Raw genomic sequence first — 26821 nt, 5'->3', positions numbered from 1 at the left:
AGAACCTGGTGGCGGGCGAGGCCGACCGCTACTTCCCGCGCACCCCGCTGCCCGAGCACGAGGCCGGGAGGAGCGCAATAGTCGTACCGGCGTGGTCCGCTCGCGGGGCGGGAGGCACCCACGGGGCTGCCGGGAGGACGGTCCGGGCGCCCGGGGGTCGGTGCCTCGAAACGGATTTGGGTGAACGGCGGCCGAGCGTGTAATGTCTTCATCGCTCGCCCCAATAGCTCAGTCGGCAGAGCGTCTCCATGGTAAGGAGAAGGTCAACGGTTCGATTCCGTTTTGGGGCTCTGGTGTGACTGGCTCCCGTCGCAAGACGGGGTCCGGACCACATCAAAGCGGTGTAGCTCAGTCGGTAGAGCAAGCGGCTCATAATCGCTGTGTCACCGGTTCAAGTCCGGTCACCGCTACTGACAGTAGCCGATTGCGGGGTCGGTCCTTCGATCGGCTACTCTTTCTTGCGTTGAATAAGTCCATCCGTTCGTCTTAGGAGCACTCACGTGGCTGCCACCGACGTCCGCCCGAAGATCACGCTGGCCTGCGTGGAGTGCAAGGAGCGGAACTACATCACCAAGAAGAACCGGCGTAACAACCCGGATCGTCTTGAGATGAAGAAGCACTGCCCGCGTTGCAATGCGCACACCGCGCACCGCGAAACGCGATAATTCAGGCTCGTACACGAGGCCGTTCCCGAGAGATCGGGGGCGGCCTCGCGTCGTTGAGGGACCGCGTACCGGTCAGTAGAGCTACCAGGAGGTACCGAGCCATGGCGCTCGACCAGTCCTTCGTGGGGCGGACGTACCCGCCCACCGCGCCCTACGAGGTGGGCCGGGAGAAGATCCGTGAGTTCGCCGAGGCGGTCGGGGACGCCAGCCCGGCGTACACGGATGCGGAGGCCGCCAAGGCACTCGGCCACCCCGAGGTGATCGCCCCGCCGACCTTCGTCTTCGCGATCACCTTCAAGGCCGCCGGCCAGGTCGTCCAGGACCCGCAGCTCGGCCTGGACTACAGCCGCGTGGTGCACGGCGACCAGAAGTTCGCCTACCGCCGCCCGGTCCGCGCCGGCGACCGGCTCACGGTCACCTCGACCATCGAGGCGATCAAGTCCCTCGCGGGCAACGACATCGTGGACATCCGCGGTGAGGTCCACGACGAGGCCGGCGAGCACGTCGTGACCGCCTGGACCAAGCTCGTGGCCCGCGCGGCCGAGGAGGCGTGAGCGATTCCATGACCGCGAAGATCTCCTACTCCGACGTCGAAGTCGGAACCGAACTGCCCGCGCAGACCTTCCCCGTGACCCGCGAGACCCTCGTCCGGTACGCGGGCGCCTCCGGCGACTTCAACCCGATCCACTGGAACGAGAAGTTCGCCAAGGAGGTCGGCCTGCCCGACGTCATCGCGCACGGCATGTTCACCATGGCCGAAGCGATCCGCGTGGTCACCGACTGGACCGGCGACCCGGGCGCGGTCGTCGAGTACGGCGTCCGCTTCACCAAGCCGGTCGTCGTCCCGAACGACGACCAGGGCGCCGTGATCGAGGTGGCCGGCAAGGTCGCCGCCAAGCTCGACGACAACACGGTCCGCGTGGACCTGACGGCGACCTGCGCCGGGCAGAAGGTGCTGGGCATGTCCAGGGCGGTCGTGCGACTGGCCTGACCCGGCCGCGACACGCTGAAGGGGGCGCTCTCCACCGGGGGGCGCCCCTTCATCATGGGCGCCCCTTCTTTCATGGGGGCGCGCAGACCATCGCTTGACATAGTTAGTGATTGAGCACTAACTTCGAATGCATGGCAAGGATGAGTGCGGAAGAGCGACGTGAGAGCGTCATCCGGGCGGCGATGACGGAGTTCGCCCGCGGCGGCTACCACGGCACCTCGACCGAGGCGATCGCCCGCCGGGTCGGCGTCTCGCAGCCGTATCTCTTCCGCCTCTTCCCGGGCAAGAAGGCCATCTTCCTGGCAGCGGCCGAGCGGTGCGTCGAGGACACCATCCGGATGTTCGCGGAGGCGGCCGAGGGGCTGGAGGGCGAAGAGGCCCGCCGCGCCATGGGTGGCGCGTACGTCGAGACCATCTCCGAGCAGCCCGAGCGGCTGATGATGCAGATGCAGATGTACCTCGCCGTGACGGCCGCCGAGGAGGAGGGGGACCGCGAGTTCGGCGAGGCCGTGCGTGCGGGCTGGATGCGACTGTGGGACACCATCCACCTGCCGCTGGGCGCCGATCCCCAGGAGACGACGACCTTCCTCGCCCAGGGCATGCTCATCAACTGCCTGGTGGCCATGGGCTTCCCGGCCGATCACCGGGTCTGGGCGGGACTGGCCCCGTCGGAGTCCGACAGCTGACTGTTTCAGGGCGAGGAGCCAGGCCCTTCTCATGACCTCGAAAGTTAGTAATCAATAACTAATAGATCACGGCACACACTCCATGGGGGAGCGATGTCACAGCAGACCGCACGTCGCGGGGGAGCCGCCTGGGCCCTCGTCATCACCAGCGTCGCCGGATTCATGGCGGCCCTCGACAACCTCGTCGTCACCACCGCCCTGCCCTCCATCCGCGAGGACCTCGGCGGGGGACTGCACGACCTGGAATGGACCGTGAGCGCCTACACGCTCACCTTCGCCGTCCTGCTGATGTTCGGCGCGGCCCTCGGCGACCGCTTCGGCCGCCGCCGGCTGTTCATCGCCGGACTCACCGTCTTCACCGGCGCCTCCGCCGCCGCGGCCATGGCGCCCGGCATCGACTCCCTCATCGCCGCCCGCGCGGTCCAGGGCGTCGGCGCGGCCGTGATGATGCCGCTGACGCTCACCCTGCTGACCGCTGCCGTGCCCGTCGCCAAGCGCGGCATGGCGTACGGCATCTGGGGCGCCGTCAACGGACTCGCCGTCGCCTCCGGACCGCTCGTCGGCGGCACCCTCACCGAACACATCTCCTGGCAGTGGATCTTCTGGCTGAACGTCCCGCTGGGCCTGGCCCTGTTGCCGCTCGCCCGGCTGCGCCTCGCCGAGTCCCACGGCACCGGAGCCCCGCTCGACGTCCCCGGCACCCTGCTCGCCAGCGGCGGTCTCTTCGGCATCGTCTACGGCCTGGTCCGCGGCCCGGCCGACGGCTGGACCGGTTCCCTCGTCCTGACGGGCCTGTTCGCGGGCTCCGCGCTGCTCGCCGGCTTCATCCTCTACAGCACCCGCGCCGAGAACCCCATGCTCCCGATGCGGCTGTTCCGCTCCCGTGCCTTCGCCGGCATCAACGCGGCGAGCCTGCTGATGTTCCTCGGCATGTTCGGCTCGATCTTCCTGCTCAGCCAGTACATGCAGGGCGTCCTCGACTACTCGCCCACCGAGGCGGGCCTCAGGATGCTGCCCTGGACCGGCATGCCGATGCTGGTCGCCCCCATCGCCGGCATCCTGGCCGACCGCATCGGCGGCCGCCCGGTCGTTGCCACGGGCCTCTTCCTGCAGGCCCTGGGCCTCGGCTACATGGCGGTGGTGGCCACGGCGGACGCCTCCTACAGCTCGCAACTGCCCGCCCTGATCGTCAGCGGCATCGGCATGGCGCTGTACTTCGCCCCCGCCTCGCACCTGGTGATGTCCAGCGTGCGGCCGTCGGAGCAGGGCATCGCCTCCGGGGCCAACAACGCGCTGCGCGAGGTGGGCGGGGCGCTCGGCATCGCCGTCATGGCGTCGATCTTCGCGGCCCGGGGCGGCTACGAGACCGGCCAGACCTTCGTCGACGGCATGCGGCCCGCTCTGGTGACGGGCTCCGCGGTGGTCGCCCTCGCCGGCATCGCCGCTCTGCTGATACCGACCCGGCGGCGCACGGAACGGCAGACGCAGTCGGCCGAACCGGCACCGGTGCTTCAGACGGCCGCCCACTGACCCCGAAGGAACCCGAACGAGGAGAAGCGGCATGCCCACTCTTCCCTGGACCGTCCCCGAACACCCCGCCCCCGCGCCACCGAGGTGCACGTCTTCGCCTCTCGCTTCGAGACCCGCACGCTCTGGGGAGCCCTGAGGTTCCTCGCCGGGACGCCCGCCGTCTGGCGGCAGGTCCGCCGTAGCCCCGGCGCCTACGGAGCGGCCCTGAAGGCGAAGCCGTTGAAGCGGACCTTCTGGACCCTGTCGGCCTGGGAGTCCAAGGACGCGCTCCACGCCTTCGTCCGGGCGGGTGCCCACGGCCCCTCCTCCCGGGGCCTCGCCCCGCAGATGAAGGACTCGGCCTTCACCACCTGGCAGGTGAGCAGCGACGAACTCCCGCTGCCCTGGTCCGAGGCGCTCCGCCGCCTGCCCTGACAGTCCACGACGCGTGCGTGCGGCCCCACTCCCCTGCGGAGCGGGGCCACACGCACGCGTGCCCGGCCCTGTCAGTGCCGTCTCGTACTCTTGAGCCCGTGCAGGAACTCCACGACGCCCCCCTCGCCCCGCTGACGACCTTCCGCCTGGGCGGCCCCGCGACCCGGCTGGTCACCGCGACGACGGACGACGAGGTGATCGCCGCCGTCCGCGAAGCCGACGAGGCGGGCACCCCGCTGCTGCTCATCGGCGGCGGCTCGAACCTGGTCATCGGCGACAAGGGCTTCGAGGGCACCGCCCTCGTCCTCGCCACCAAGGGCTACTCCCTCGACGGCACGAGCCTTGAGCTCGCGGCCGGCGAGATCTGGACCGACGCGGTCGCCCGTACGGTCGGGGCGGGGCTGGCCGGCATCGAATGCCTGGCCGGCATCCCCGGCTCGGCGGGCGCGACCCCCATCCAGAACGTCGGGGCCTACGGCCAGGAGGTCTCCTCGACGATCACCGAGGTCGTCGCCTACGACCGCCGCACCGGCGAGACGGTCACGCTGGCCAACGAGGACTGCGTCTTCTCCTACCGCCACAGCCGCTTCAAGTCCGACCCCGAGCGGTACGTGGTCCTGCGCGTCCGCTTCTCCCTGGAGGACGCCGAGGGCCTCTCCGCGCCCCTGCGGTACGCCGAGACGGCCCGTGCGCTCGGTGTGGAAGCGGGCGATCGTGTCCCGCTCGCGCAGGCCCGCGAGACGGTGCTCAAGCTGCGCGCGGGCAAGGGCATGGTTCTGGACCCCGAGGACCACGACACCTGGTCGGCCGGCTCCTTCTTCACCAACCCGATCCTCACGGACACGGACTTCGCGGCGTTCCGCGCCCGTGTGCGTGAGCGGCTCGGCGACGGGGTGGAGCCCCCCGCGTACCCGGCCGGTGAGGGCCACACCAAGACCTCCGCGGCCTGGCTGATCGACAAGTCCGGCTTCACCAAGGGCTACGGCGACGGTCCGGCCCGCATCTCCACGAAGCACACGCTGGCACTCACGAACCGGGGGAGTGCGACGACCGAGGATCTCCTCGCCCTGGCCCGCGAGGTCGTGGCCGGAGTCCGCGAGGCCTTCGGAATCACCCTCGTCAACGAGCCGGTCACGGTCGGGGTCAGCCTGTAGGCACCCGGCGCCGGTACTGAGGCCGGGCGGGCCCGCGACCGTGCGTCGCGGGTGCCGCTGCGTCGGTGCTGAGGCCGGGGGGTTTCGCAGCCCGGCGCAGCGGGGGGCGTCAGCGCCCCCCCGTGCCGCCCCTAGCGGCACGCATGCCCGCAGCGGGGGTGTCGCGCGTGCCCGCAGCTGGGCGAGCCACGACGCTCCCGCACCCGCCGTCGTGCGCAAGGGGTCGTGTCGGGGGTGTCCGCCCGCAGCGGTTGGCGCGTCAACGGGGAGTCAGTCGGCGTCCGACCTCATCGCGCCGTTCCGTGGACGGACACCCCCCCCGGCGCGGCCCCGACCCACCACCCGGCGTCAGGCGCAGCACGTCCGCCCCCTACGACGCCAACCAGTCGTCCACCCCCGCCAGCAGCTTCGTCTTCACACCCTCCGGCGCCGCCGACCCCCGCACCGACTGCCGAGCCACCTCCGCCAGCTCCGCATCCGTGAACCCGTGATACCGCCGCGCGATCTCGTACTGTGCGGCAAGACGCGACCCGAACAGCAACGGGTCGTCCGCGCCCAGCGCCAACGGCACCCCCGCCTCGAACAGCGTCCGCAGCGGCACGTCCTCCGGCTTCTCGTACACCCCCAGCGCCACGTTCGACGCCGGACACACCTCGCACGTCACCTGCCGGTCCGCCAGCCGCTTCATCAGCCGCGGATCCTCCGCCGCCCGAACCCCGTGCCCCACCCGGTTCGCCCCCAGATCGTCCAGGCAGTCCCGCACCGACGACGGCCCCGCGAGCTCACCCCCGTGCGGCGCCGACAGCAACCCGGCCTCGCGTGCGATCCCGAACGCCCGGTCGAAGTCCCGCGCCATCCCCCGACGCTCGTCGTTCGACAGCCCGAACCCGACCACCCCCCGGTCCGCGTACCTCGTCGCCAGCCGCGCCAGCGTCCGCGCGTCCAGCGGATGCTTCATCCGGTTCGCCGCGACCAGCACCCGCATCCCGAGACCGGTCTCCCGCGACGTCGTCTCCACCGCGTCGAGGATGACCTCCAGCGCCGGAATCAGCCCGCCCATCCGCGGCGCGTACGACGTCGGGTCGACCTGGATCTCCAGCCACCCCGACCCGTCCCGCAGATCCTCCTCCGCGGCCTCCCGCACCAGCCGCTGGATGTCCTCCGGCTCCCGCAGGCACGAGCGCGCCGCGTCGTACAGCCGCTGGAAGCGGAACCAGCCCCGCTCGTCCGTAGCCCGTAGTCTCGGCGGCTCCCCGCCGACCAGGGCCTCGGTCAGCGCGTCGGGCAACCGCACCCCGTGCTTGTCGGCCAGTTCCAGCACGGTCGAGGGCCGCATCGACCCGGTGAAGTGCAGGTGCAGATGGGCTTTCGGCAGCTCAGAGACATCACGTTCACGCTCCATCCCAGGATCCTGCCGCATGCCTCAGCCGTCCCGACAGCGTTTTCCCCGAACGTGGTCTTGCTCGCACGCGCACACGACAGAGCGGGCCGCTCCCCGCAAGGGGAACGGCCCGCTCGATCCACTCACATCAGGAGGTCGAATCAGTCCTTGGCCTCCGCCAGCAGCTTCTGGATCCGGCTCACACCCTCGACCAGATCCTCGTCACCCAGCGCGTACGACAGCCGCAGGTACCCGGGCGTGCCGAACGCCTCACCCGGCACCACCGCGACCTCGGACTCCTCCAGGATCAGCGCGGCGAGTTCGACCGTGTCCTTGGGCCGCCGGCCCCGGATCTCCTTGCCGACCAGCGCCTTCACCGACGGGTAGGCGTAGAACGCACCCTCCGGCTCCGGGCACACCACGCCGTCGATCTCGTTCAGCATCCGCACGATGGTCTTGCGGCGCCGGTCGAAGGCCTCACGCATCGTCGCCACGGCGTCCAGGTCACCGGAGACGGCGGCCAGTGCGGCGGCCTGGGCGACGTTGGACACGTTCGAGGTGGCGTGCGACTGCAGGTTGGTCGCGGCCTTGACGACGTCCTTCGGGCCGATGATCCACCCGACACGCCAGCCGGTCATCGCGTACGTCTTCGCGACACCGTTGACCACGACGCACTTGTCGCGCAGCTCGGGCAGCACCGCCGGCAGCGACACGGCGGAGGCCTCGCCGTAGACGAGGTGCTCGTAGATCTCGTCGGTCATCACCCACAGGCCGTGCTCGACGGCCCAGCGGCCGATGGCCTCGGTCTCCTGCTCGCTGTAGACAGCGCCGGTCGGGTTGGACGGCGAGACGAAGAGGACGACCTTCGTCTTCTCCGTACGGGCCGCCTCCAGCTGCTCGACGGTCACCCGGTAGCCGGTCGTCTCGTCGGCGACGACCTCTACCGGGACACCCCCGGCCAGCCGGATCGACTCCGGGTAGGTCGTCCAGTACGGCGCGGGCACGATGACCTCGTCACCCGGGTCGAGGATCGCGGCGAAGGCCTCGTAGATGGCCTGCTTGCCACCGTTGGTGACCAGGATCTGCGAGACGTCGGGCTCGTAGCCGGAGTCCCGCAGTGTCTTCGCGGCGATGGCGGCCTTCAGCTCGGGCAGGCCGCCGGCCGGCGTGTAGCGGTGGAACTTCGGGTTCTTGCAGGCCTCGATCGCGGCCTCGACGATGTAGTCCGGGGTCGGGAAGTCGGGCTCACCGGCGCCGAAGCCGATCACCGGCCGCCCGGCTGCCTTGAGGGCCTTGGCCTTGGCGTCAACGGCGAGGGTGGCGGACTCGGAGATCGCGCCGACTCGGGCGGAGACCCGGCGCTCGGTGGGAGGGGTTGCAGGGCTCATGGGCCCCATCGTTTCAGACCGGAAACGCGCGCGGCACGGGGGTTTCACAGACTGAACAACGTCGGGCAAACCCCTGAACAACAGTGCGGATTGCCCGCACGGCCTGGGCGATCTTCAGCGGATTCTCGTCAGTCCGCCCCCGGTTCCGGAGGCGATCTTCCGTCAACGAGCCCTGCCGCGGGCCCTTTCTGTTCGACGACCGGCCGCCGAGCACGTACACTCTCACCTCGTTGGCCTTCAGCAGGCCGCGCCCGTTCGGTGCACACCAGGCATCCGGATGGATGCGGTACGTTGGGGGACACACAAAGGGTCGTAGCTCAATTGGTAGAGCACTGGTCTCCAAAACCAGCGGTTGGGGGTTCAAGTCCCTCCGGCCCTGCTACACACACCTTCGCCAGGATGTGTGCGCATGTACGTACAGCAATGCACCGCCGTGCGGCTCAGACCGGGCGCGGCACGGCCACGACCCGGAATCAGGTGAGGACGAGTGACGGACGCCGTGGGCTCCATCGACATGCCTGATGCCCAGGACGAGGCGCCGGAGTCCAGGAAGACTCGCAAGGGCGGCAAGCGCGGCAAGAAGGGCCCACTGAAGCGGCTCGCCATCTTCTACCGCCAGATCGTCGCGGAACTGCGCAAGGTCGTCTGGCCGAGCCGCAACCAGCTGACGACCTACACGACCGTGGTGATCATCTTCGTCGTCATCATGATCGGCCTGGTCACTGTGATTGACTATGGGCTCAGCAACGCCGCCAAGTACGTGTTCGGCTGAGCAGTCCGCGAAGAGCGCCGAGGTACCCGGCGCTCCTTTCGCATGTTCCACCCCCATGTATCCAGGAAGAAGCAGCCACCGTGTCTGACCCGAACGTGAACGACGCCATCGAGCCTGTCGAGTCCGTCGAGGACGAGCTCGACATCGTCGAGGGCGCGGACAGCGAGGACACCGAGGCCTCCGCCGAGGTCGAGGCTGCCGACGCCGTCGCGGACGACGCCGCCGAGGCGGAGACCGAGGACGCCGAAGAGGCCGCGGAAGAACTCGAGGAACAGCCCGAGGACGACCGCGACCCGATCGAGAAGCTCCGCGAGGAACTGCGGGTCCTGCCCGGCGAGTGGTACGTCATCCACACCTACGCCGGCTACGAGAACCGCGTGAAGACCAACCTGGAGCAGCGCGCCGTCTCGCTGAACGTCGAGGACTACATCTTCCAGGCCGAGGTGCCGCAGGAAGAGGTCGTCCAGATCAAGAACGGCGACCGCAAGACGATCAAGCAGAACAAGCTTCCGGGCTACGTCCTCGTCCGCATGGACCTGACGAACGAGTCCTGGGGCGTCGTCCGCAACACACCCGGCGTCACCGGCTTCGTGGGCAACGCCTACGACCCGTACCCGCTGACCCTGGACGAGATCGTCAAGATGCTCGCCCCCGAGGCCGAGGAGAAGGCCGCCCGCGAGGCCGCCGAGGCCGAGGGCAAGCCGGCTCCGCAGCGCAAGGTCGAGGTCCAGGTGCTGGACTTCGAGGTCGGCGACTCGGTCACCGTCACCGACGGCCCGTTCGCGACGCTGCAGGCGACCATCAACGAGATCAACCCGGACTCGAAGAAGGTCAAGGGCCTGGTCGAGATCTTCGGCCGCGAGACGCCGGTCGAGCTCTCCTTCGACCAGATCCAGAAGAACTGACTTCCGGACTCACCGCTTCCGCGCAGGTCAGGCGATCGCTCGAGCGGCCGCCTGACCTGCGCGGTTTTTAGCCGCACATCTATACCCGTTATCGTTGTGCGGTATGCCTGCGTCCGGGTGGTCCCCGTACGCAGGCAGGACCCGAATCGAAAGGACCCGGAGAGCTATGCCTCCCAAGAAGAAGAAGGTCACGGGGCTCATCAAGCTCCAGATCCAGGCCGGTGCCGCCAACCCGGCCCCGCCGGTCGGCCCCGCGCTGGGTCAGCACGGCGTGAACATCATGGAGTTCTGCAAGGCCTACAACGCCGCGACCGAGTCGCAGCGTGGCTGGGTGATCCCGGTGGAGATCACGGTCTACGAGGACCGTTCCTTCACCTTCATCACCAAGACGCCGCCGGCCGCGAAGATGATCCTGAAGGCCGCGGGCATCGAGAAGGGCTCCGGCGAGCCGCACAAGACCAAGGTCGCGAAGATCACGCGTGACCAGGTCCGCGAGATCGCCACGACCAAGATGCCCGACCTCAACGCCAACGACCTGGACGCCGCCGAGAAGATCATCGCCGGCACCGCCCGCTCCATGGGCGTCACGGTCGAGGGCTGAGCCCCAACCACCACCAGCAGTAGTGGCGGGGCCTGCTCGGCCCGGACCACGACTCCTAAGAATCCACAGGAGCAGTAGTGAGCAAGCGCAGCAAGTCCCTTCGCGCTGCGGACGCCAAGGTCGACCGGGAGAAGTTCTACGCCCCGCTCGAGGCCGTCCGTCTCGCCAAGGAGACCTCCACGACCAAGTTCGACGGCACCGTCGAGGTCGCCTTCCGCCTGGGTGTCGACCCGCGCAAGGCCGACCAGATGGTCCGTGGCACCGTGAACCTTCCGCACGGCACCGGCAAGACCGCCCGGGTCCTGGTCTTCGCGACCGGTGACCGTGCCGAGGCCGCGCGTGCCGCGGGCGCCGACATCGTCGGCGCCGACGAGCTGATCGACGAGGTGTCGAAGGGCCGTCTGGACTTCGACGCCGTCGTCGCCACCCCGGACCTCATGGGCAAGGTCGGCCGCCTCGGCCGTGTGCTCGGCCCGCGTGGTCTGATGCCGAACCCGAAGACCGGTACCGTCACCCCCGACGTCACCAAGGCCGTCACCGAGATCAAGGGCGGCAAGATCGAGTTCCGTGTCGACAAGCACGCGAACCTGCACTTCATCATCGGCAAGACGTCGTTCGACGACACCAAGCTGGTGGAGAACTACGGCGCGGCGCTGGAGGAGATCCTCCGTCTGAAGCCGTCCGCCGCCAAGGGTCGCTACATCAAGAAGGCTGCCATCAGCACCACGATGGGCCCCGGCATTCCGATCGACTCCAACCGCACCCGCAACCTCCTCGTCGAGGAGGACCCGGCTGCGGTCTGAGCCTGACGGCTCACCCAACCGGTCACGGGCCCCGCACCTCTTACAGGTGCGGGGCCCGTTCCCTTTTCCGGTACGTACGCCGGTGGCCTGGGTTAACGTGCGGGAACCGGATGCGAACGGGGGACGTATGCAGGGCACGACCGTGCGCCGCGTGGGCCTGGTGCTCGCGGTGGCGACCGCGCTGACGGGGGTGGCCGCCTGCACGTCCCAGGACTCCTCCGACGGCCCCGGCCAGGACGACCGGGCCCCGCGCGGCCGCACCCTCGCGGCCCTGCGCTCCGCCGAGCGGGCAACCGAGCACGCCGAGTCCGCCCGGGTCGAGTCCACGACGACCATGGGCTCGCTGATGTCCATGACCGCCGACGGCACCCTCGGCTGGAACGACGGCATCACCGGAACCCTCACCATCACGTACACCGGCGGCACCGTGGCCGACACCATGCGCCGGCTCGGCACCACCTCGATGGAGGCCCGCTACCTGCCCGAGGCGTATTACGCGCGCATGGGTGAGAAGTTCGCCGAGAAGGCCGGCGGCAAGCACTGGATCCGGTATGCGTACGAGGACCTCGAAGCCCTCACCGGTGGATCGGGCGGTCACCTCGGCGACCAGATGCGCAGCAGCACGCCCAACCAGTCCGTGAAGCTCCTGCTGTCCTCCGGAGACGTCAGGAAGGTCGGCGAGGAGACCGTCCGCGGCCGGTCGGCCACGCACTGGTCCGGCACCGTGACAGCGGCCGGCATCACCGACGCCGGCCTGCGCAAGCAGCTCACCGAGGCCGGAGTGACCAGCGAGACCGTCGATATCTGGGTGGACAAGCGGAACCTGCTGGTCAAGAAGGTCGAGAAGGCGCGGATGGCCACGGGCCTGATGACCCAGACGGCGCACTACGCCGACTACGGCGCGGCCGTCCGGGCCGAGCGCCCCCCGCGGTCCGACACCGGGGACTTCAAGGACCTGATGCGAAAGCAGACGGGCACGCCCTGAGACCCCGTCAAATCCGATAGATCACTTGTCCCCCTCTGGGATAGGCTCACCGCCTTGCTGTGAAGCAAGCATGTGTTCCTTGGGGGGAATCAATGAGGACATCCATACCTGCCGCCGGGCTGTGCGCCCTGCTGCTCGCCGCCGGTGCGGTCGGCTGCGGTTCCGAGGACTCGCCGGAGATGACGCCCGCGGCGGCCGTCGCCAAGGCGGCGAAGAACACGGAGGACATCACGTCCCTCCAGTACCGCATGAAGGGCACCGTCCCGGAGTCGGGCCGCGTCGAGGGCGAGGCGTCCATGCGCCTGAAGCCGACGATCGCAATGAGCATGAAGATGAAGGCGCCCGACCAGGGCGCCGGTGAAACCGTCGAGATCCGTCTCGTCGACAAGGCCATGTACCTCGGCGGGGGAGCCGAGATGGCCAAGGAGATGGACGGCAAGCGCTGGCTGAAGTTCGATCTGTCCGGCTCCGACGCGGCCAAGGACATGGACCGCATGGGGTCCACGAGCCAGGCCGAGCAGAACCCGGCGGCCGAGTCCACCTTCCTCACGGGCGCCAAGGACGTGAAGAAGGTCGGCAGCGAGAAGGTCGAAGGCGTCGAGACCACCCACTACACGGGCACGGTCACCCTCGACGACCTGCGCGCCTCGCTCAAGGACGACAAGGCGGAGACCGGCAAGCAGCGCGAGAAGAGCATCAAGCAGTACGAGAAGCTGGGCGTCGACAAGCTCACGATGGACATGTGGGTCGACGGTGAGGACCACACCAAGCAGTTCCGCATGAAGGGCCAGGCCGACAAGGGCCCGATGGACATGACCATCACCTTCCTCGACTACAACAAGCCGGTCACCGTCACGGCCCCGCCGGCCAAGGACGTCGCGGACCTCGGCGAGATGTTCAAGGAGCTGGAGCAGGGCTGATCCGCCCCGCGCTGATCAGCCGTACGGGCGGATTTGCTTGACGGCGATCCGTTCCCGTACTCTCCTACAGAAGCCAAAGACCGCTGGTCGTTACCGCGCGCTCATCAGAGGGCGCGGTGGCCGAAGGATCCGCTGAACGGCGGACGACCCGCGCAGGTGACACTGGAGAAGCTCCCGGAGTCCGCCGCCCCGTGCGTGCGAAACCGGTCGAGCTACGCCCCGTGCGCTTGCGCCGGGGCGTTTCGTTTTCCCCAGTCCTCCTTCGGGTCCGCGCGGTCCGACACACCCGGAAGGAGGCCGAGGCTCATGGCGAGGCCTGACAAGGTCGATGCCGTCGAGGAGATGCGGGAGAAGTTCCGCAACTCCAACGCTGCCGTCGTTACCGCGTACACCGGTCTCACCGTCGCGCAGCTCCAGCAGCTGCGTCGTTCACTCGGTGAGAACGCTCAGTACCGTGTGGCGAAGAACACGCTGACCAAGATTGCGGCCAACGAGGCCGGGATCACGACGCTGGACGACCTCTTTGCGGGTTCGTCGGCCGTCGCCTTCGTGACCGGTGACCCGGTCGAGGCGGCGAAGGGTCTCCGTGACTTCGCCAAGGACAACCCCAGCCTCGTCATCAAGGGCGGCGTCCTTGACGGCAAGGCGATGTCCGCCGATGAGATCAAGAAGCTTGCGGACCTCGAGTCCCGCGAGGTTCTGCTCTCCAAGCTGGCGGGTGCCTTCAAGGGCAAGCAGTCCCAGACTGCTCAGCTCTTCCAGGCGCTTCCCTCGAAGCTCGTCCGCACCGTGGACGCGCTCCGTGCCAAGCAGGACGAGCAGGGCGGTGCCGAGTAACTCGGCTCGCATCCCGGCCGCCGCTGCCTGAACGCGGCGACCGTCGCGGGCCAGACGTACGCCCGCCTCACATGTACATCCGGCACCTGCCGATTTAGTGGAAGGACCGCCATCATGGCGAAGCTCAGCCAGGAAGACCTGCTCGCGCAGTTCGAGGAGATGACCCTCATCGAGCTCTCCGAGTTCGTGAAGGCGTTCGAGGAGAAGTTCGACGTCACCGCCGCCGCGGCCGTCGCCGTCGCCGGCCCGGCCGGCCCCGCCGCCCCGGCCGAGGCCGAGGCCGAGCAGGACGAGTTCGACGTCATCCTCACGGGTGCCGGCGACAAGAAGATCCAGGTCATCAAGGTCGTGCGTGAGCTGACCTCCCTGGGTCTGAAGGAGGCCAAGGACCTCGTGGACGGCGCCCCGAAGCCCGTTCTCGAGAAGGTCGCCAAGGACGCCGCCGAGAAGGCCGCCGAGTCCCTCAAGGGTGCCGGCGCCTCCGTCGAGGTCAAGTAACACCCTCGGATCCGTCAGGATCCACAACACGTCCCGCCGGACGTGTAACGCGTAAGCACGGAAGAGCGATCATCCATCCGGGTGGTCGCTCTTCGGCGTTCCCGGGGGCCGGCCACGGTTGCCTTGAACCCTTTGTGACGGGGGGTATGGTGATCTTCGTCGTGTCTCCGGGCGGCCCCGGATCGGGCAGAGGGGCCTTGACGAACCGCACGCAGCGCGCAATTCTCAGGACGCGTCGTCACAGGATCCGAATCCGAGGCATGGATCGGCGGCGAAGAGGGCAGTACTAACGTGCGTTGAGGGCAGCGCCGTGTCGCAGGAGTGGAACAACGAGGGTGAACACGGGTTTCAGGACCCGCACTGGACATCAGTGTGCCAAGTGGCTACACTGACCCTTTGCGCTGCCTGTTAGCTGTCCCCTGCCCGTCACCAGGGGTCTGCCCTCGCCCGAGCATCGACGACAAGATCCGTTGACCTGGCCTTTCGGCCGGACCGACGCAGCTTGTCTCCGTGTACGGGAGAGGGGCCGGTACGCGCGTAGTGAGTCCGAGCCCTCGGAAGGACCCCCTCTTGGCCGCCTCGCGCAACGCCTCGACCGCGAATACGAACAACGCTGCCAGCACTGCCCCGCTGCGCATCTCTTTTGCAAAGATCAAGGAGCCTCTCGAGGTTCCGAACCTGCTCGCGCTGCAGACCGAGAGCTTCGACTGGCTGCTCGGCAATACCGCCTGGCAGAGTCGGGTCGAGGAGGCTCTCGAGAACGGTCAGGACGTCCCCACCAAGTCCGGGCTCGAGGAGATCTTCGAGGAGATCTCCCCGATCGAGGACTTCAGCGGGTCGATGTCGCTGACCTTCCGCGACCACCGCTTCGAGCCGCCGAAGAACTCCATCGACGAGTGCAAGGACCGCGACTTCACGTACGCGGCCCCGCTCTTCGTCACCGCTGAGTTCACGAACAACGAGACCGGCGAGATCAAGTCCCAGACGGTCTTCATGGGCGACTTCCCGCTCATGACGAACAAGGGCACCTTCGTCATCAACGGCACCGAGCGTGTCGTGGTGTCGCAGCTCGTCCGTTCGCCCGGTGTCTACTTCGACTCCTCCATCGACAAGACGTCCGACAAGGACATCTTCTCCGCCAAGATCATCCCGTCCCGGGGTGCCTGGCTGGAGATGGAGATCGACAAGCGCGACATGGTCGGTGTCCGCATCGACCGCAAGCGCAAGCAGTCCGTCACCGTCCTGCTCAAGGCGCTCGGCTGGACCACCGAGCAGATCCTCGAGGAGTTCGGCGAGTACGAGTCGATGCGCGCCACCCTGGAGAAGGACCACACCCAGGGCCAGGACGACGCGCTGCTCGACATCTACCGCAAGCTGCGTCCGGGCGAGCCCCCCACGCGTGAGGCCGCGCAGACGCTGCTCGAGAACCTCTACTTCAACCCCAAGCGCTACGACCTGGCCAAGGTCGGCCGCTACAAGGTCAACAAGAAGCTGGGTGCGGACGCTCCGCTGGACGCGGGCATCCTGACCGTCGAGGACATCATCTCGACGATCAAGTACCTGGTGAAGCTGCACGCGGGCGAGACCGAGACGGTCGGCGACAGCGGTACGAACATCGTCGTCGAGACCGACGACATCGACCACTTCGGCAACCGCCGCCTGCGCAGCGTCGGCGAGCTCATCCAGAACCAGGTCCGCACGGGTCTGGCGCGTATGGAGCGTGTCGTCCGCGAGCGGATGACGACCCAGGACGTCGAGGCGATCACGCCGCAGACCCTGATCAACATCCGGCCGGTCGTCGCCTCCATCAAGGAGTTCTTCGGCACCAGCCAGCTGTCGCAGTTCATGGACCAGAACAACCCGCTGTCGGGTCTCACCCACAAGCGCCGTCTGTCGGCTCTTGGCCCGGGTGGTCTGTCCCGTGAGCGGGCCGGCTTCGAGGTCCGTGACGTGCACCCCTCGCACTACGGCCGCATGTGCCCGATCGAGACGCCCGAAGGCCCGAACATCGGTCTGATCGGCTCGCTCGCCTCCTACGGCCGGGTCAACGCGTTCGGTTTCGTGGAGACCCCCTACCGCAAGGTGTTCGAGGGCCAGGTCACCGACGAGGTCGACTACCTGACCGCCGACGAGGAGGACCGCTTCGTCATCGCGCAGGCCAACGCGCAGCTGACGGACGACCTCCGCTTCGCCGAGGCCAGGGTGCTGGTCCGCCGTAAGGGCGGCGAGGTCGACTACGTCACCGGCGAGGACGTCGACTACATGGACGTCTCGCCGCGCCAGATGGTGTCGGTCGCGACCGCCATGATCCCCTTCCTCGAGCACGACGACGCCAACCGTGCCCTCATGGGCGCGAACATGATGCGTCAGGCCGTGCCGCTGATTAAGTCCGAGTCCCCGCTCGTCGGCACCGGCATGGAGTACCGCTCCGCGGTCGACGCCGGCGACGTGGTCAAGGCCGAGAAGCCCGGTGTGGTCCAGGAGGTCTCCGCGGACTACATCACCACCGCCAACGACGACGGCACGTACATCACGTACCGCCTGGCCAAGTTCGCCCGCTCCAACCAGGGCACCTCGGTCAACCAGAAGGTCATCGTCAACGAGGGCGACCGGATCATCGAGGGCCAGGTCCTGGCCGACGGTCCGGCTACCCAGAACGGCGAGATGGCGCTGGGCAAGAACCTGCTCGTGGCGTTCATGCCGTGGGAGGGTCACAACTACGAGGACGCGATCATCCTGTCGCAGCGCCTCGTGCAGGACGACGTCCTCTCCTCGATCCACATCGAGGAGCATGAGGTCGACGCCCGTGACACCAAGCTCGGCCCCGAGGAGATCACCCGGGACATCCCGAACGTCTCCGAGGAGGTCCTCGCCGACCTCGACGAGCGCGGCATCATCCGTATCGGTGCCGAGGTCGTCGCCGGTGACATCCTCGTCGGCAAGGTCACGCCCAAGGGTGAGACCGAGCTGACCCCGGAGGAGCGCCTGCTGCGCGCCATCTTCGGTGAGAAGGCCCGTGAGGTCCGTGACACCTCGCTGAAGGTGCCGCACGGCGAGATCGGCAAGGTCATCGGCGTCCGCGTCTTCGACCGTGAGGAGGGCGACGAGCTTCCCCCCGGTGTGAACCAGCTGGTGCGCGTGTACGTCGCGCAGAAGCGTAAGATCACCGACGGTGACAAGCTCGCCGGCCGTCACGGCAACAAGGGCGTCATCTCGAAGATCCTGCCGATCGAGGACATGCCGTTCCTGGAGGACGGCACCCCGGTCGACATCATCCTCAACCCGCTCGGTGTGCCGTCCCGAATGAACCCGGGACAGGTCCTGGAGATCCACCTCGGCTGGCTCGCCAGCCGCGGCTGGGACGTCTCCGGTCTCGCGGACGACTGGGCGCAGCGCCTGCAGGCCATCGAGGCCGACCAGGTCGCCCCGGGGACCAACGTCGCCACCCCCGTCTTCGACGGTGCGCGTGAGGACGAGCTGGCGGGTCTGCTGAACCACACCATCCCGAACCGCGACGGCGAGCGCATGGTGCTCCCGACCGGTAAGGCGCCGCTGTTCGACGGCCGCTCCGGCGAGCCGTTCCCGGAGCCGATCTCGGTCGGCTACATGTACATCCTCAAGCTGCACCACCTGGTCGACGACAAGCTGCACGCCCGGTCGACCGGTCCGTACTCGATGATCACCCAGCAGCCGCTGGGTGGTAAGGCCCAGTTCGGTGGCCAGCGCTTCGGTGAGATGGAGGTGTGGGCGCTGGAGGCTTACGGCGCCGCGTACGCCCTCCAGGAGCTGCTGACCATCAAGTCCGACGACGTGACCGGCCGCGTGAAGGTCTACGAGGCCATCGTCAAGGGCGAGAACATCCCCGAGCCCGGCATCCCCGAGTCCTTCAAGGTGCTCATCAAGGAGATGCAGTCCCTGTGCCTCAACGTGGAGGTGCTGTCCTCGGACGGCATGTCCATCGAGATGCGCGACACCGACGAGGACGTCTTCCGCGCTGCGGAGGAGCTTGGCATCGACCTGTCCCGGCGTGAGCCGAGCAGCGTCGAAGAGGTCTGACGGGAGTTTCGGCGGACCTTGAGCGATCAAGGTCCGCCGGCCCCAGGACCCCCGTATCAGACCCCATGACTTACAACCCTGAGAGGGATTGACGCATAGTGCTCGACGTCAACTTCTTCGACGAGCTCCGGATCGGTCTGGCCACCGCTGACGACATCCGTCAGTGGAGCCACGGCGAGGTCAAGAAGCCCGAGACGATCAACTACCGCACGCTCAAGCCCGAAAAGGACGGACTCTTCTGCGAGAAGATCTTCGGTCCGACCCGGGACTGGGAGTGCTACTGCGGCAAGTACAAGCGTGTCCGCTTCAAGGGCATCATCTGTGAGCGGTGTGGCGTCGAGGTCACCCGCGCCAAGGTGCGCCGTGAGCGGATGGGCCACATCGAGCTCGCCGCCCCGGTCACGCACATCTGGTACTTCAAGGGCGTCCCGTCGCGTCTGGGCTACCTGCTCGACCTGGCCCCCAAGGACCTCGAGAAGGTCATCTACTTCGCGGCGTACATGATCACGTACGTCGACGAGGAGCGCCGTACGCGCGACCTGCCCTCGCTGGAGGCTCACGTCTCCGTCGAGCGCCAGCAGGTCGAGCAGCGCCGCGACGCCGACCTGGAGGCCCGCGCCAAGAAGCTCGAGACCGACCTGGCCGAGCTGGAGGCCGAGGGCGCCAAGGCCGACGTGCGCCGCAAGGTGCGCGAGGGTGCCGAGCGCGAGATGAAGCAGCTGCGCGACCGTGCGCAGCGCGAGATCGACCGCCTCGACGAGGTGTGGACCCGGTTCAAGAACCTCAAGGTCCAGGACCTCGAGGGCGACGAGCTGCTCTACCGCGAGCTGCGTGACCGCTTCGGCACGTACTTCGACGGCTCGATGGGTGCCGCGGCGCTGCAGAAGCGCCTGGAGTCCTTCGACCTCGACGAGGAGGCCGAGCGCCTCCGCGAGATCATCCGTACCGGCAAGGGCCAGAAGAAGACCCGTGCGCTCAAGCGCCTGAAGGTCGTCTCCGCGTTCCTGCAGACCAGCAACAGCCCCAAGGGCATGGTGCTCGACTGCGTGCCGGTCATCCCGCCGGACCTTCGCCCGATGGTGCAGCTGGACGGTGGCCGCTTCGCGACCTCCGACCTGAACGACCTGTACCGCCGTGTGATCAACCGGAACAACCGCCTGAAGCGCCTTCTCGACCTCGGTGCGCCCGAGATCATCGTGAACAACGAGAAGCGCATGCTCCAGGAGGCCGTCGACGCGCTGTTCGACAACGGCCGCCGCGGTCGTCCGGTCACCGGTCCCGGTAACCGCCCGCTGAAGTCCCTCAGCGACATGCTGAAGGGCAAGCAGGGCCGCTTCCGTCAGAACCTGCTCGGTAAGCGTGTGGACTACTCCGCGCGTTCCGTGATCGTCGTCGGTCCGCAGCTGAAGCTGCACCAGTGCGGTCTGCCGAAGGCGATGGCGCTGGAGCTCTTCAAGCCGTTCGTGATGAAGCGCCTGGTCGACCTGAACCACGCGCAGAACATCAAGAGCGCCAAGCGCATGGTCGAGCGCGGCCGCACGGTCGTGTACGACGTGCTGGAAGAGGTCATCGCGGAGCACCCGGTTCTGCTGAACCGTGCGCCCACGCTGCACCGCCTCGGCATCCAGGCCTTCGAGCCGCAGCTGGTCGAGGGCAAGGCCATCCAGATCCACCCGCTCGTCTGCACCGCGTTCAACGCGGACTTCGACGGTGACCAGATGGCCGTCCACCTGCCGCTCTCCGCGGAGGCGCAGGCCGAGGCCCGCATCCTGATGCTGTCCTCGAACAACATCCTCAAGCCGGCCGACGGCCGCCCGGTGACGATGCCGACCCAGGACATGGTCCTCGGTCTGTTCTTCCTCACCACCGACGGCGAGATGCGCGACCTCAAGGGCGAGGGCCGTTCCTTCGCCTCGGTCGCCGAGGCGATCATGGCCTTCGACGCGGGCGAGCTGTCGCTCCAGTCGAAGATCGACGTCCGCTTCCCGGTCGGCACCATCCCGCCGCGTGGCTGGATGCCGCCGGCGCGTGAGGAGGGCGAGCCCGAGTGGCAGCAGGGTGACACCTTCCGGCTGAACACCACCCTGGGCCGTGCGCTCTTCAACGAGCTGCTGCCCGAGGACTACCCGTTCGTCGACTACGAGGTCGGCAAGAAGCAGCTCTCCGAGATCGTCAACGACCTCGCCGAGCGCTACCCCAAGGTCATCGTGGCGGCGACGCTCGACAACCTGAAGGCGGCCGGCTTCTTCTGGGCCACCCGTTCCGGCGTGACCGTGGCCATCTCCGACGTCGTCGTTCCCGAGGCGAAGAAGGAGATCGTCAAGGGCTACGAGGCGCAGGACGAGAAGGTCCAGAAGCAGTACGAGCGCGGTCTGATCACCAAGGACGAGCGCACGCAGGAGCTCATCGCGATCTGGACCAAGGCGACCAACGAGGTCGCCGAGGCGATGAACGACAACTTCCCGAAGACCAACCCGATCTTCATGATGGTGAACTCGGGTGCACGAGGCAACATGATGCAGATGCGTCAGATCGCCGGTATGCGTGGTCTGGTGTCGAACGCGAAGAACGAGACGATCCCGCGTCCCATCAAGGCATCCTTCCGTGAGGGCCTGTCCGTGCTGGAGTACTTCATCTCCACGCACGGTGCCCGTAAGGGTCTGGCGGACACCGCTCTGCGTACCGCCGACTCGGGTTACCTCACGCGTCGTCTGGTCGACGTCTCCCAGGACGTCATCATTCGCGAGGAGGACTGCGGCACCGAGCGCGGTCTGCGTCTGAAGATCGCCGACCGGAACGCCGAGGGCGCGCTGATCAAGACGGAGGACGTCGAGACCTCCGTGTACGCGCGCTGCCTCGCCGAGGACATCGTGGTCGAGGGACAGGTGCTGGCCCCGGCCGGCACCGACCTGGGCGACGTCCTCATCGAGGAGCTCGTCAAGCGCGGCGTCGAGGAGGTCAAGACCCGCTCGGTCCTGACCTGCGAGTCCGCCGTCGGCACCTGCGCGATGTGCTACGGCCGTTCGCTGGCCACCGGCAAGCTGGTCGACATCGGCGAGGCGGTCGGCATCATCGCCGCCCAGTCCATCGGTGAGCCCGGTACCCAGCTGACGATGCGTACCTTCCACACCGGTGGTGTGGCCGGTGACGACATCACCCAGGGTCTGCCGCGTGTCGTCGAGCTCTTCGAGGCCCGTACCCCGAAGGGCGTCGCCCCGATCTCCGAGGCCCAGGGCCGCGTGCGGATCGAGGAGACCGAGAAGACCAAGAAGATCGTCGTCACCCCGGACGACGGCAGCGACGAGACGGCGTTCCCGATCTCGAAGCGTGCCCGTCTCCTGGTCAGCGAGGGCGAGCACGTCGAGGTGGGCCAGAAGCTCACCGTGGGTGCCACCAACCCGCACGACGTGCTGCGCATCCTGGGCCAGCGTGCCGTCCAGGTCCACCTGGTCGGCGAGGTCCAGAAGGTCTACAACTCGCAGGGTGTGTCGATCCACGACAAGCACATCGAGATCATCATCCGGCAGATGCTCCGCCGCGTGACGATCATCGAGTCCGGCGACGCCGAGCTGCTGCCCGGTGAGCTGGTCGAGCGCTCGAAGTTCGAGACCGAGAACCGTCGTGTGGTCCAGGAGAGCGGTCACCCGGCCTCCGGTCGTCCGCAGCTGATGGGTATCACCAAGGCCTCGCTGGCGACGGAATCCTGGCTGTCGGCCGCCTCCTTCCAGGAGACGACCCGAGTTCTGACGGACGCGGCGATCAACGCCAAGTCCGACAGCCTCATCGGCCTCAAGGAGAACGTCATCATCGGTAAGCTCATCCCGGCCGGTACGGGTCTGTCCCGCTACCGCAACATCCGGGTCGAGCCGACCGAGGAGGCCAAGGCCGCGATGTACTCGGCCGTCGGCTACGACGACATCGACTACTCGCCGTTCGGCACGGGCTCCGGCCAGGCCGTTCCGCTGGAGGACTACGACTACGGTCCGTACAACCAGTAAGCGAGTCGCTTGAGTCGAAGGGCGGTCATCCTGCGGGGTGGCCGCCCTTCGGCGTTCCGCGGGCGGGTGTCCCGGGTGGGACCGGCCCGGACGCCGTTCCTGCGGGCCTTCAGCGCGTCCCGGCGTACGGCGGCGAGGCCGGGGAGTCTCCCGGCCCTGGAGTTCGTCTGCCGGCTGTCTGGCCGACATACGACGCCCTGTCGTCGACGCACCGGTGCCGGAACCCCGCGCTTCGGCGCATCATGGAAGGACTCCGGCCTTCGGGGAGGTGCACCGTGTCGCAGCCGCACTATCCGTCCTGGCAGCCCTGGCAGGGCCTTGGTGCTTCGTCGATGCTCGCGTCGCACGCCGATCGGGAGCGGGCCGTGGACGTGCTCAGAGCCGGGTACGGCGAGGGGCGGATGGAGCAGGGCGAGTTCGAGAAGCGGGTCGGGCGGGCGTACGCGGCGCGGACCGTGGGGGAGCTGGCGCTGCTCGTCGCGGATCTGCCTCAGGGGCCGCTGCCGCAGCCGGCCTCGGTCCTGCCCGTGCCGACGACGTTCATGCCCGTGCCGCGGGCGCGGACCAACGGGAAGGCCGTCGCGGCCGGGGTGTGCGGGCTGCTGTGCGTGCCGACGATGGGGCTCACCGGGATCCCGGCGGTCGTGCTGGGGCATGTGGCCCGGGCCGAGATCCGCAGCCGGGGAGAACTGGGGGACGGGCTCGCGCTGACCGGTCTGGTGCTGGGGTGGTTGTCCACGGCCGGCTGGGCACTCGTTCTGGTATTGCTCACGGTGGTGTCCGTCGTAGCATCGTGAAGGTGTGCATATCGGACACGGGTCGCCGAATCGAAGATCGACAAGGGTCCGGGGGCTTGACATGTCCCGCCTGGCGATGCGGGCGGTGCCCATTTGTTTTGACCGCAGCGAATGCGGTAGGTACGCTCAGACCTTGTGCCTGGGGTGTGCCCTGGCTCGCGTGTGTGCCATGAACCGCACGGCGAGTTGACACCGGCCACCGTAATCTGCGCTGTTTCTGCCTCGCGGCGGGAGTCCGCGGGTTCGACACACCCGACCGCGTGGGTCGGAGATGTTCCAGGTTAGCTTCACCATTCGGCACACAGAAACCGGAGAAGTAGTGCCTACGATCCAGCAGCTGGTCCGGAAGGGCCGGCAGGACAAGGTCGAGAAGAACAAGACGCCCGCACTCGAGGGTTCCCCTCAGCGCCGGGGCGTCTGCACGCGTGTGTTCACGACCACCCCGAAGAAGCCGAACTCGGCCCTGCGTAAGGTCGCGCGTGTGCGTCTGACCAGCGGGATCGAGGTCACCGCTTACATTCCGGGTGAGGGACACAACCTGCAGGAGCACTCCATCGTGCTCGTGCGCGGCGGCCGTGTGAAGGACCTGCCGGGTGTTCGTTACAAGATCATCCGTGGCTCCCTCGACACCCAGGGTGTCAAGAACCGCAAGCAGGCCCGTTCCCGCTACGGCGCCAAGAAGGAGAAGTAAGAATGCCTCGTAAGGGCCCCGCCCCGAAGCGCCCGGTCATCATCGACCCGGTCTACGGTTCTCCTCTGGTGACGTCGCTCATCAACAAGGTGCTGCTGAACGGCAAGCGCTCCACCGCCGAGCGCATCGTCTACGGCGCCATGGAGGGTCTGCGTGAGAAGACGGGCAACGACCCGATCATCACGCTGAAGCGCGCGCTGGAGAACATCAAGCCGACCCTCGAGGTCAAGTCCCGCCGTGTCGGTGGTGCGACGTACCAGGTTCCGATCGAGGTCAAGCCCGGTCGCGCCAACACGCTCGCGCTGCGCTGGCTGGTCGGCTACTCCCGCGCCCGCCGTGAGAAGACGATGACCGAGCGCCTGCTCAACGAGCTTCTCGACGCGTCCAACGGCCTCGGTGCCGCTGTGAAGAAGCGCGAGGACACCCACAAGATGGCCGAGTCCAACAAGGCCTTCGCGCACTACCGCTGGTAGTCGCTACCCACATCGAGACCGAGAGAAGACTGAAGCCTTATGGCTACCACTTCACTTGACCTGGCCAAGGTCCGCAACATCGGGATCATGGCCCACATCGACGCGGGCAAGACGACCACCACCGAGCGGATCCTGTTCTACACCGGTGTGTCTTACAAGATCGGTGAGGTCCACGACGGCGCTGCCACCATGGACTGGATGGAGCAGGAGCAGGAGCGTGGCATCACGATCACGTCTGCTGCGACCACCTGTCACTGGCCGCTCGAGGACAACGACTACACCATCAACATCATCGACACCCCGGGGCACGTCGACTTCACCGTCGAGGTGGAGCGCTCCCTGCGTGTGCTCGACGGTGCCGTGACGGTGTTCGACGGTGTCGCCGGTGTCGAGCCGCAGTCCGAGACGGTGTGGCGTCAGGCCGACCGTTACGGCGTGCCGCGTATCTGCTTCGTCAACAAGCTGGACCGTACCGGCGCCGAGTTCCACCGCTGCGTGGACATGATCTCGGACCGCCTGGGCGCTCAGCCGCTGGTCATGCAGCTGCCGATCGGTGCCGAGGCGGACTTCAAGGGCGTCATCGACCTCGTGACGATGAAGGCCCTGGTCTGGTCGGCCGAGGCGACCAAGGGCGAGATGTACGACACCGTCGACATCCCGGACACCCACGCCGAGGCTGCCGAGGAGTACCGCGGCAAGCTGCTCGAGGCCGTCGCCGAGAACGACGAAGAGCTGATGGAGCTGTACCTGGAGGGCACCGAGCCCACCGTGGAGCAGCTCTACGCCGCGATCCGTCGTATCACCATCGCGTCCGGCAAGAGCGGCGGCACCACCGTCACTCCCGTGTTCTGCGGCACCGCGTTCAAGAACAAGGGCGTTCAGCCCCTGCTCGACGCGGTCGTGCGCTACCTGCCCACCCCGCTCGACGTCGAGGCCATCGAGGGCCACGACGTCAAGGACCCGGAGCAGGTCATCGCGCGCAAGCCGTCGGAGGACGAGCCCCTCGCCGCGCTGGCGTTCAAGATCATGAGCGACCCGCACCTCGGCAAGCTCACCTTCGTCCGCGTGTACTCCGGCCGCCTCGTGTCCGGCACCGCCGTGCTGAACTCGGTGAAGGGCAAGAAGGAGCGCATCGGCAAGATCTACCGCATGCACGCGAACAAGCGTGAGGAGATCGAGTCGGTGGGCGCCGGTGACATCGTCGCCGTGATGGGTCTGAAGCAGACCACCACCGGTGAGACGCTGTCCGACGACAAGAACCCGGTCATCCTGGAGTCCATGGACTTCCCGGCGCCGGTCATCCAGGTCGCCATCGAGCCCAAGTCGAAGGGCGACCAGGAGAAGCTGGGCGTCGCGATCCAGCGCCTCGCCGAGGAGGACCCGTCGTTCCAGGTCCACTCGGACGAGGAGACGGGCCAGACCATCATCGGCGGTATGGGCGAGCTGCACCTCGAGGTGCTGGTCGACCGTATGCGCCGTGAGTTCAAGGTCGAGGCCAACGTCGGCAAGCCGCAGGTCGCCTACCGTGAGACGATCCGCAAGGCCGTCGAGCGCGTGGACTACACCCACAAGAAGCAGACCGGTGGTACCGGTCAGTTCGCCAAGGTGCAGATCGCGATCGAGCCGATCGAGGGCGGCGACGCCTCGTACGAGTTCGTGAACAAGGTGACCGGTGGTCGCATCCCGAAGGAGTACATCCCTTCGGTCGACGCCGGTGCGCAGGAGGCCATGCAGTTCGGCATCCTCGCCGGCTACGAGATGACCGGTGTGCGCGTCACCCTGATCGACGGTGGCTACCACGAGGTCGACTCCTCCGAGCTGGCGTTCAAGATCGCCGGTTCGCAGGCCTTCAAGGAGGCCGCGCGCAAGGCCAGCCCCGTGCTGCTCGAGCCGATGATGGCCGTCGAGGTCACCACGCCCGAGGACTACATGGGTGAGGTCATCGGCGACATCAACTCCCGCCGTGGTCAGATCCAGGCCATGGAGGAGCGGGCCGGTGCCCGCGTCGTGAAGGGCCTCGTGCCCCTCTCGGAGATGTTCGGCTACGTCGGAGACCTCCGCAGCAAGACGTCGGGTCGCGCAAGCTACTCGATGCAGTTCGACTCCTACGCCGAGGTTCCCCGGAACGTCGCCGAGGAGATCATCGCGAAGGCCAAGGGCGAGTAACGCACCGCGTCTACACGCCGTAGGCTTGACTCCGGTGCTCGAGGGGCATTCCGCCGCAATCGTGGTGAGAATGCCCCGAGGCCCGGGCTTTCCAGCAAAGATCACCTGGC

The 26821-nt window shown here is 67.7% G+C and carries 22 protein-coding genes, 3 tRNA genes and 1 pseudogene; 24 read left to right on the top strand and 2 right to left on the bottom strand.

All coding sequences use genetic code 11. The features are described from left to right. Positions 1-217 precede the first annotated feature (217 nt). From ABZ281_RS01195 to ABZ281_RS01155, 9 genes and pseudogenes are all read left to right on the top strand, one after another. Positions 218-290 (top strand) — tRNA-Thr (locus tag ABZ281_RS01195). A 47-nt stretch (positions 291-337) separates the two neighbouring features. After that, positions 338-410 (top strand) — tRNA-Met (locus ABZ281_RS01190). Between the two features lie 90 nt (positions 411-500). Then, entirely contained in the window at positions 501-665 is a 165-nt protein-coding gene (gene rpmG / locus ABZ281_RS01185; protein WP_003948671.1) for a 50S ribosomal protein L33, read from the top strand. Positions 666-766: 101 nt separating this feature from the next. Next, on the top strand, positions 767-1219 hold the full coding sequence (locus tag ABZ281_RS01180) for a MaoC family dehydratase N-terminal domain-containing protein (protein ID WP_356650838.1): 453 nt from the start codon (positions 767-769) through the stop codon (positions 1217-1219). Between the two features lie 8 nt (positions 1220-1227). Next, positions 1228-1656, top strand: a complete 429-nt coding sequence (locus ABZ281_RS01175; protein WP_356650842.1) for a MaoC family dehydratase — start codon at positions 1228-1230, stop codon at positions 1654-1656. 131 nt (positions 1657-1787) lie between these two features. Continuing rightward, positions 1788-2342, top strand: a complete 555-nt coding sequence (locus tag ABZ281_RS01170; protein ID WP_356650836.1) for a helix-turn-helix domain-containing protein — start codon at positions 1788-1790, stop codon at positions 2340-2342. A 93-nt stretch (positions 2343-2435) separates the two neighbouring features. Continuing rightward, entirely contained in the window at positions 2436-3872 is a 1437-nt protein-coding gene (locus ABZ281_RS01165) for an MFS transporter (RefSeq protein WP_356650834.1), read from the top strand. Between the two features lie 31 nt (positions 3873-3903). Then, positions 3904-4286: pseudogene (locus ABZ281_RS01160) on the top strand (DUF3291 domain-containing protein). Positions 4287-4384: 98 nt separating this feature from the next. Beyond that, positions 4385-5440, top strand: a complete 1056-nt coding sequence (locus ABZ281_RS01155) for a UDP-N-acetylmuramate dehydrogenase (RefSeq protein WP_356650832.1) — start codon at positions 4385-4387, stop codon at positions 5438-5440. Between the two features lie 370 nt (positions 5441-5810). Here ABZ281_RS01155 and ABZ281_RS01150 read toward each other — a convergent pair whose 3' ends face one another. Both ABZ281_RS01150 and ABZ281_RS01145 read right to left on the bottom strand, forming a co-directional pair. Beyond that, the gene (locus tag ABZ281_RS01150) at positions 5811-6842 is read right to left on the bottom strand and encodes an adenosine deaminase (protein WP_356650830.1); all 1032 of its coding nucleotides are present in this window, start codon (positions 6840-6842) and stop codon (positions 5811-5813) included. A 140-nt stretch (positions 6843-6982) separates the two neighbouring features. Then, positions 6983-8209, bottom strand: a complete 1227-nt coding sequence (locus tag ABZ281_RS01145) for a pyridoxal phosphate-dependent aminotransferase (RefSeq protein WP_356650829.1) — start codon at positions 8207-8209, stop codon at positions 6983-6985. Positions 8210-8515: 306 nt separating this feature from the next. On the opposite strand from ABZ281_RS01145, the gene ABZ281_RS01140 reads away from it, so the two are divergent. From ABZ281_RS01140 to fusA, 15 genes are all read left to right on the top strand, one after another. Beyond that, positions 8516-8588, top strand: a tRNA-Trp gene (locus ABZ281_RS01140). 108 nt (positions 8589-8696) lie between these two features. Continuing rightward, a complete protein-coding gene (gene secE, locus ABZ281_RS01135; protein WP_356650827.1) occupies positions 8697-8981 on the top strand; it encodes a preprotein translocase subunit SecE in 285 nt (94 codons plus the stop codon). 80 nt (positions 8982-9061) lie between these two features. Beyond that, positions 9062-9886 carry a transcription termination/antitermination protein NusG gene (gene nusG, locus ABZ281_RS01130; protein ID WP_356650825.1) on the top strand — a complete coding sequence of 275 codons (825 nt, stop codon included), beginning with the start codon at positions 9062-9064 and terminating at the stop codon, positions 9884-9886. Positions 9887-10052: 166 nt separating this feature from the next. After that, on the top strand, positions 10053-10487 hold the full coding sequence (gene rplK / locus ABZ281_RS01125) for a 50S ribosomal protein L11 (RefSeq protein ID WP_003992325.1): 435 nt from the start codon (positions 10053-10055) through the stop codon (positions 10485-10487). 77 nt (positions 10488-10564) lie between these two features. Further along, the gene (gene rplA / locus ABZ281_RS01120; protein WP_356650823.1) at positions 10565-11290 is read left to right on the top strand and encodes a 50S ribosomal protein L1; all 726 of its coding nucleotides are present in this window, start codon (positions 10565-10567) and stop codon (positions 11288-11290) included. Between the two features lie 127 nt (positions 11291-11417). Then, positions 11418-12275, top strand: coding sequence for a hypothetical protein (locus ABZ281_RS01115; RefSeq protein WP_356650821.1), 858 nt, complete (start codon positions 11418-11420; stop codon positions 12273-12275). A 92-nt stretch (positions 12276-12367) separates the two neighbouring features. Further along, complete coding sequence (locus ABZ281_RS01110; RefSeq protein WP_356650819.1) at positions 12368-13195, top strand: DUF1396 domain-containing protein; 828 nt, start codon at positions 12368-12370, stop codon at positions 13193-13195. A gap of 306 nt (positions 13196-13501) precedes the next feature. Further along, positions 13502-14032: a 50S ribosomal protein L10 gene (gene rplJ / locus ABZ281_RS01105; protein ID WP_283973857.1), complete on the top strand. Its 531-nt coding sequence runs from the start codon at positions 13502-13504 to the stop codon at positions 14030-14032. A 114-nt stretch (positions 14033-14146) separates the two neighbouring features. Beyond that, entirely contained in the window at positions 14147-14530 is a 384-nt protein-coding gene (gene rplL, locus ABZ281_RS01100) for a 50S ribosomal protein L7/L12 (protein ID WP_030839722.1), read from the top strand. Between the two features lie 570 nt (positions 14531-15100). After that, positions 15101-18586 (top strand): DNA-directed RNA polymerase subunit beta, encoded by a 3486-nt coding sequence (gene rpoB / locus ABZ281_RS01095; protein ID WP_030839719.1) that lies wholly within the window; start codon positions 15101-15103, stop codon positions 18584-18586. A 98-nt stretch (positions 18587-18684) separates the two neighbouring features. Then, positions 18685-22584 carry a DNA-directed RNA polymerase subunit beta' gene (locus tag ABZ281_RS01090; RefSeq protein WP_356650816.1) on the top strand — a complete coding sequence of 1300 codons (3900 nt, stop codon included), beginning with the start codon at positions 18685-18687 and terminating at the stop codon, positions 22582-22584. 275 nt (positions 22585-22859) lie between these two features. Next, a complete protein-coding gene (locus ABZ281_RS01085) occupies positions 22860-23381 on the top strand; it encodes a DUF1707 and DUF4190 domain-containing protein (RefSeq protein ID WP_356650814.1) in 522 nt (173 codons plus the stop codon). Positions 23382-23700: 319 nt separating this feature from the next. Further along, positions 23701-24072: a 30S ribosomal protein S12 gene (gene rpsL / locus ABZ281_RS01080; RefSeq protein WP_003948652.1), complete on the top strand. Its 372-nt coding sequence runs from the start codon at positions 23701-23703 to the stop codon at positions 24070-24072. Positions 24073-24074: 2 nt separating this feature from the next. Further along, on the top strand, positions 24075-24545 hold the full coding sequence (rpsG, locus tag ABZ281_RS01075) for a 30S ribosomal protein S7 (RefSeq protein ID WP_003992340.1): 471 nt from the start codon (positions 24075-24077) through the stop codon (positions 24543-24545). A 39-nt stretch (positions 24546-24584) separates the two neighbouring features. Continuing rightward, positions 24585-26711: an elongation factor G gene (gene fusA / locus ABZ281_RS01070; protein WP_097219227.1), complete on the top strand. Its 2127-nt coding sequence runs from the start codon at positions 24585-24587 to the stop codon at positions 26709-26711. Positions 26712-26821: the final 110 nt, after the last annotated feature.

The organism is Streptomyces sp. NPDC006265 (assembly GCF_040613555.1).
Taxonomy (GTDB): domain Bacteria; phylum Actinomycetota; class Actinomycetes; order Streptomycetales; family Streptomycetaceae; genus Streptomyces.
The sequence above is the reverse complement of the archived record's forward strand: the minus strand, read 5'-3'. Positions and strand labels throughout refer to the sequence as shown.

Bases quoted from the DNA above. Each gene is read 5' to 3' on its own strand.
- ABZ281_RS01180 (WP_356650838.1), top strand. From the start codon at position 767: ATGGCGCTCGACCAGTCCTTCGTGGGGCGGACGTACCCGCCCACCGCG.
- ABZ281_RS01175 (WP_356650842.1), top strand. From the start codon at position 1,228: ATGACCGCGAAGATCTCCTACTCCGACGTCGAAGTCGGAACCGAACTG.
- ABZ281_RS01170 (WP_356650836.1), top strand. From the start codon at position 1,788: ATGGCAAGGATGAGTGCGGAAGAGCGACGTGAGAGCGTCATCCGGGCG.
- ABZ281_RS01165 (WP_356650834.1), top strand. From the start codon at position 2,436: ATGTCACAGCAGACCGCACGTCGCGGGGGAGCCGCCTGGGCCCTCGTC.
- ABZ281_RS01150 (WP_356650830.1), bottom strand. From the start codon at position 6,842: ATGGAGCGTGAACGTGATGTCTCTGAGCTGCCGAAAGCCCATCTGCAC.
- ABZ281_RS01145 (WP_356650829.1), bottom strand. From the start codon at position 8,209: ATGAGCCCTGCAACCCCTCCCACCGAGCGCCGGGTCTCCGCCCGAGTC.
- rplK (WP_003992325.1), top strand. From the start codon at position 10,053: ATGCCTCCCAAGAAGAAGAAGGTCACGGGGCTCATCAAGCTCCAGATC.
- ABZ281_RS01115 (WP_356650821.1), top strand. From the start codon at position 11,418: ATGCAGGGCACGACCGTGCGCCGCGTGGGCCTGGTGCTCGCGGTGGCG.
- ABZ281_RS01110 (WP_356650819.1), top strand. From the start codon at position 12,368: ATGAGGACATCCATACCTGCCGCCGGGCTGTGCGCCCTGCTGCTCGCC.
- rplJ (WP_283973857.1), top strand. From the start codon at position 13,502: ATGGCGAGGCCTGACAAGGTCGATGCCGTCGAGGAGATGCGGGAGAAG.
- rplL (WP_030839722.1), top strand. From the start codon at position 14,147: ATGGCGAAGCTCAGCCAGGAAGACCTGCTCGCGCAGTTCGAGGAGATG.
- rpsG (WP_003992340.1), top strand. From the start codon at position 24,075: ATGCCTCGTAAGGGCCCCGCCCCGAAGCGCCCGGTCATCATCGACCCG.
- fusA (WP_097219227.1), top strand. From the start codon at position 24,585: ATGGCTACCACTTCACTTGACCTGGCCAAGGTCCGCAACATCGGGATC.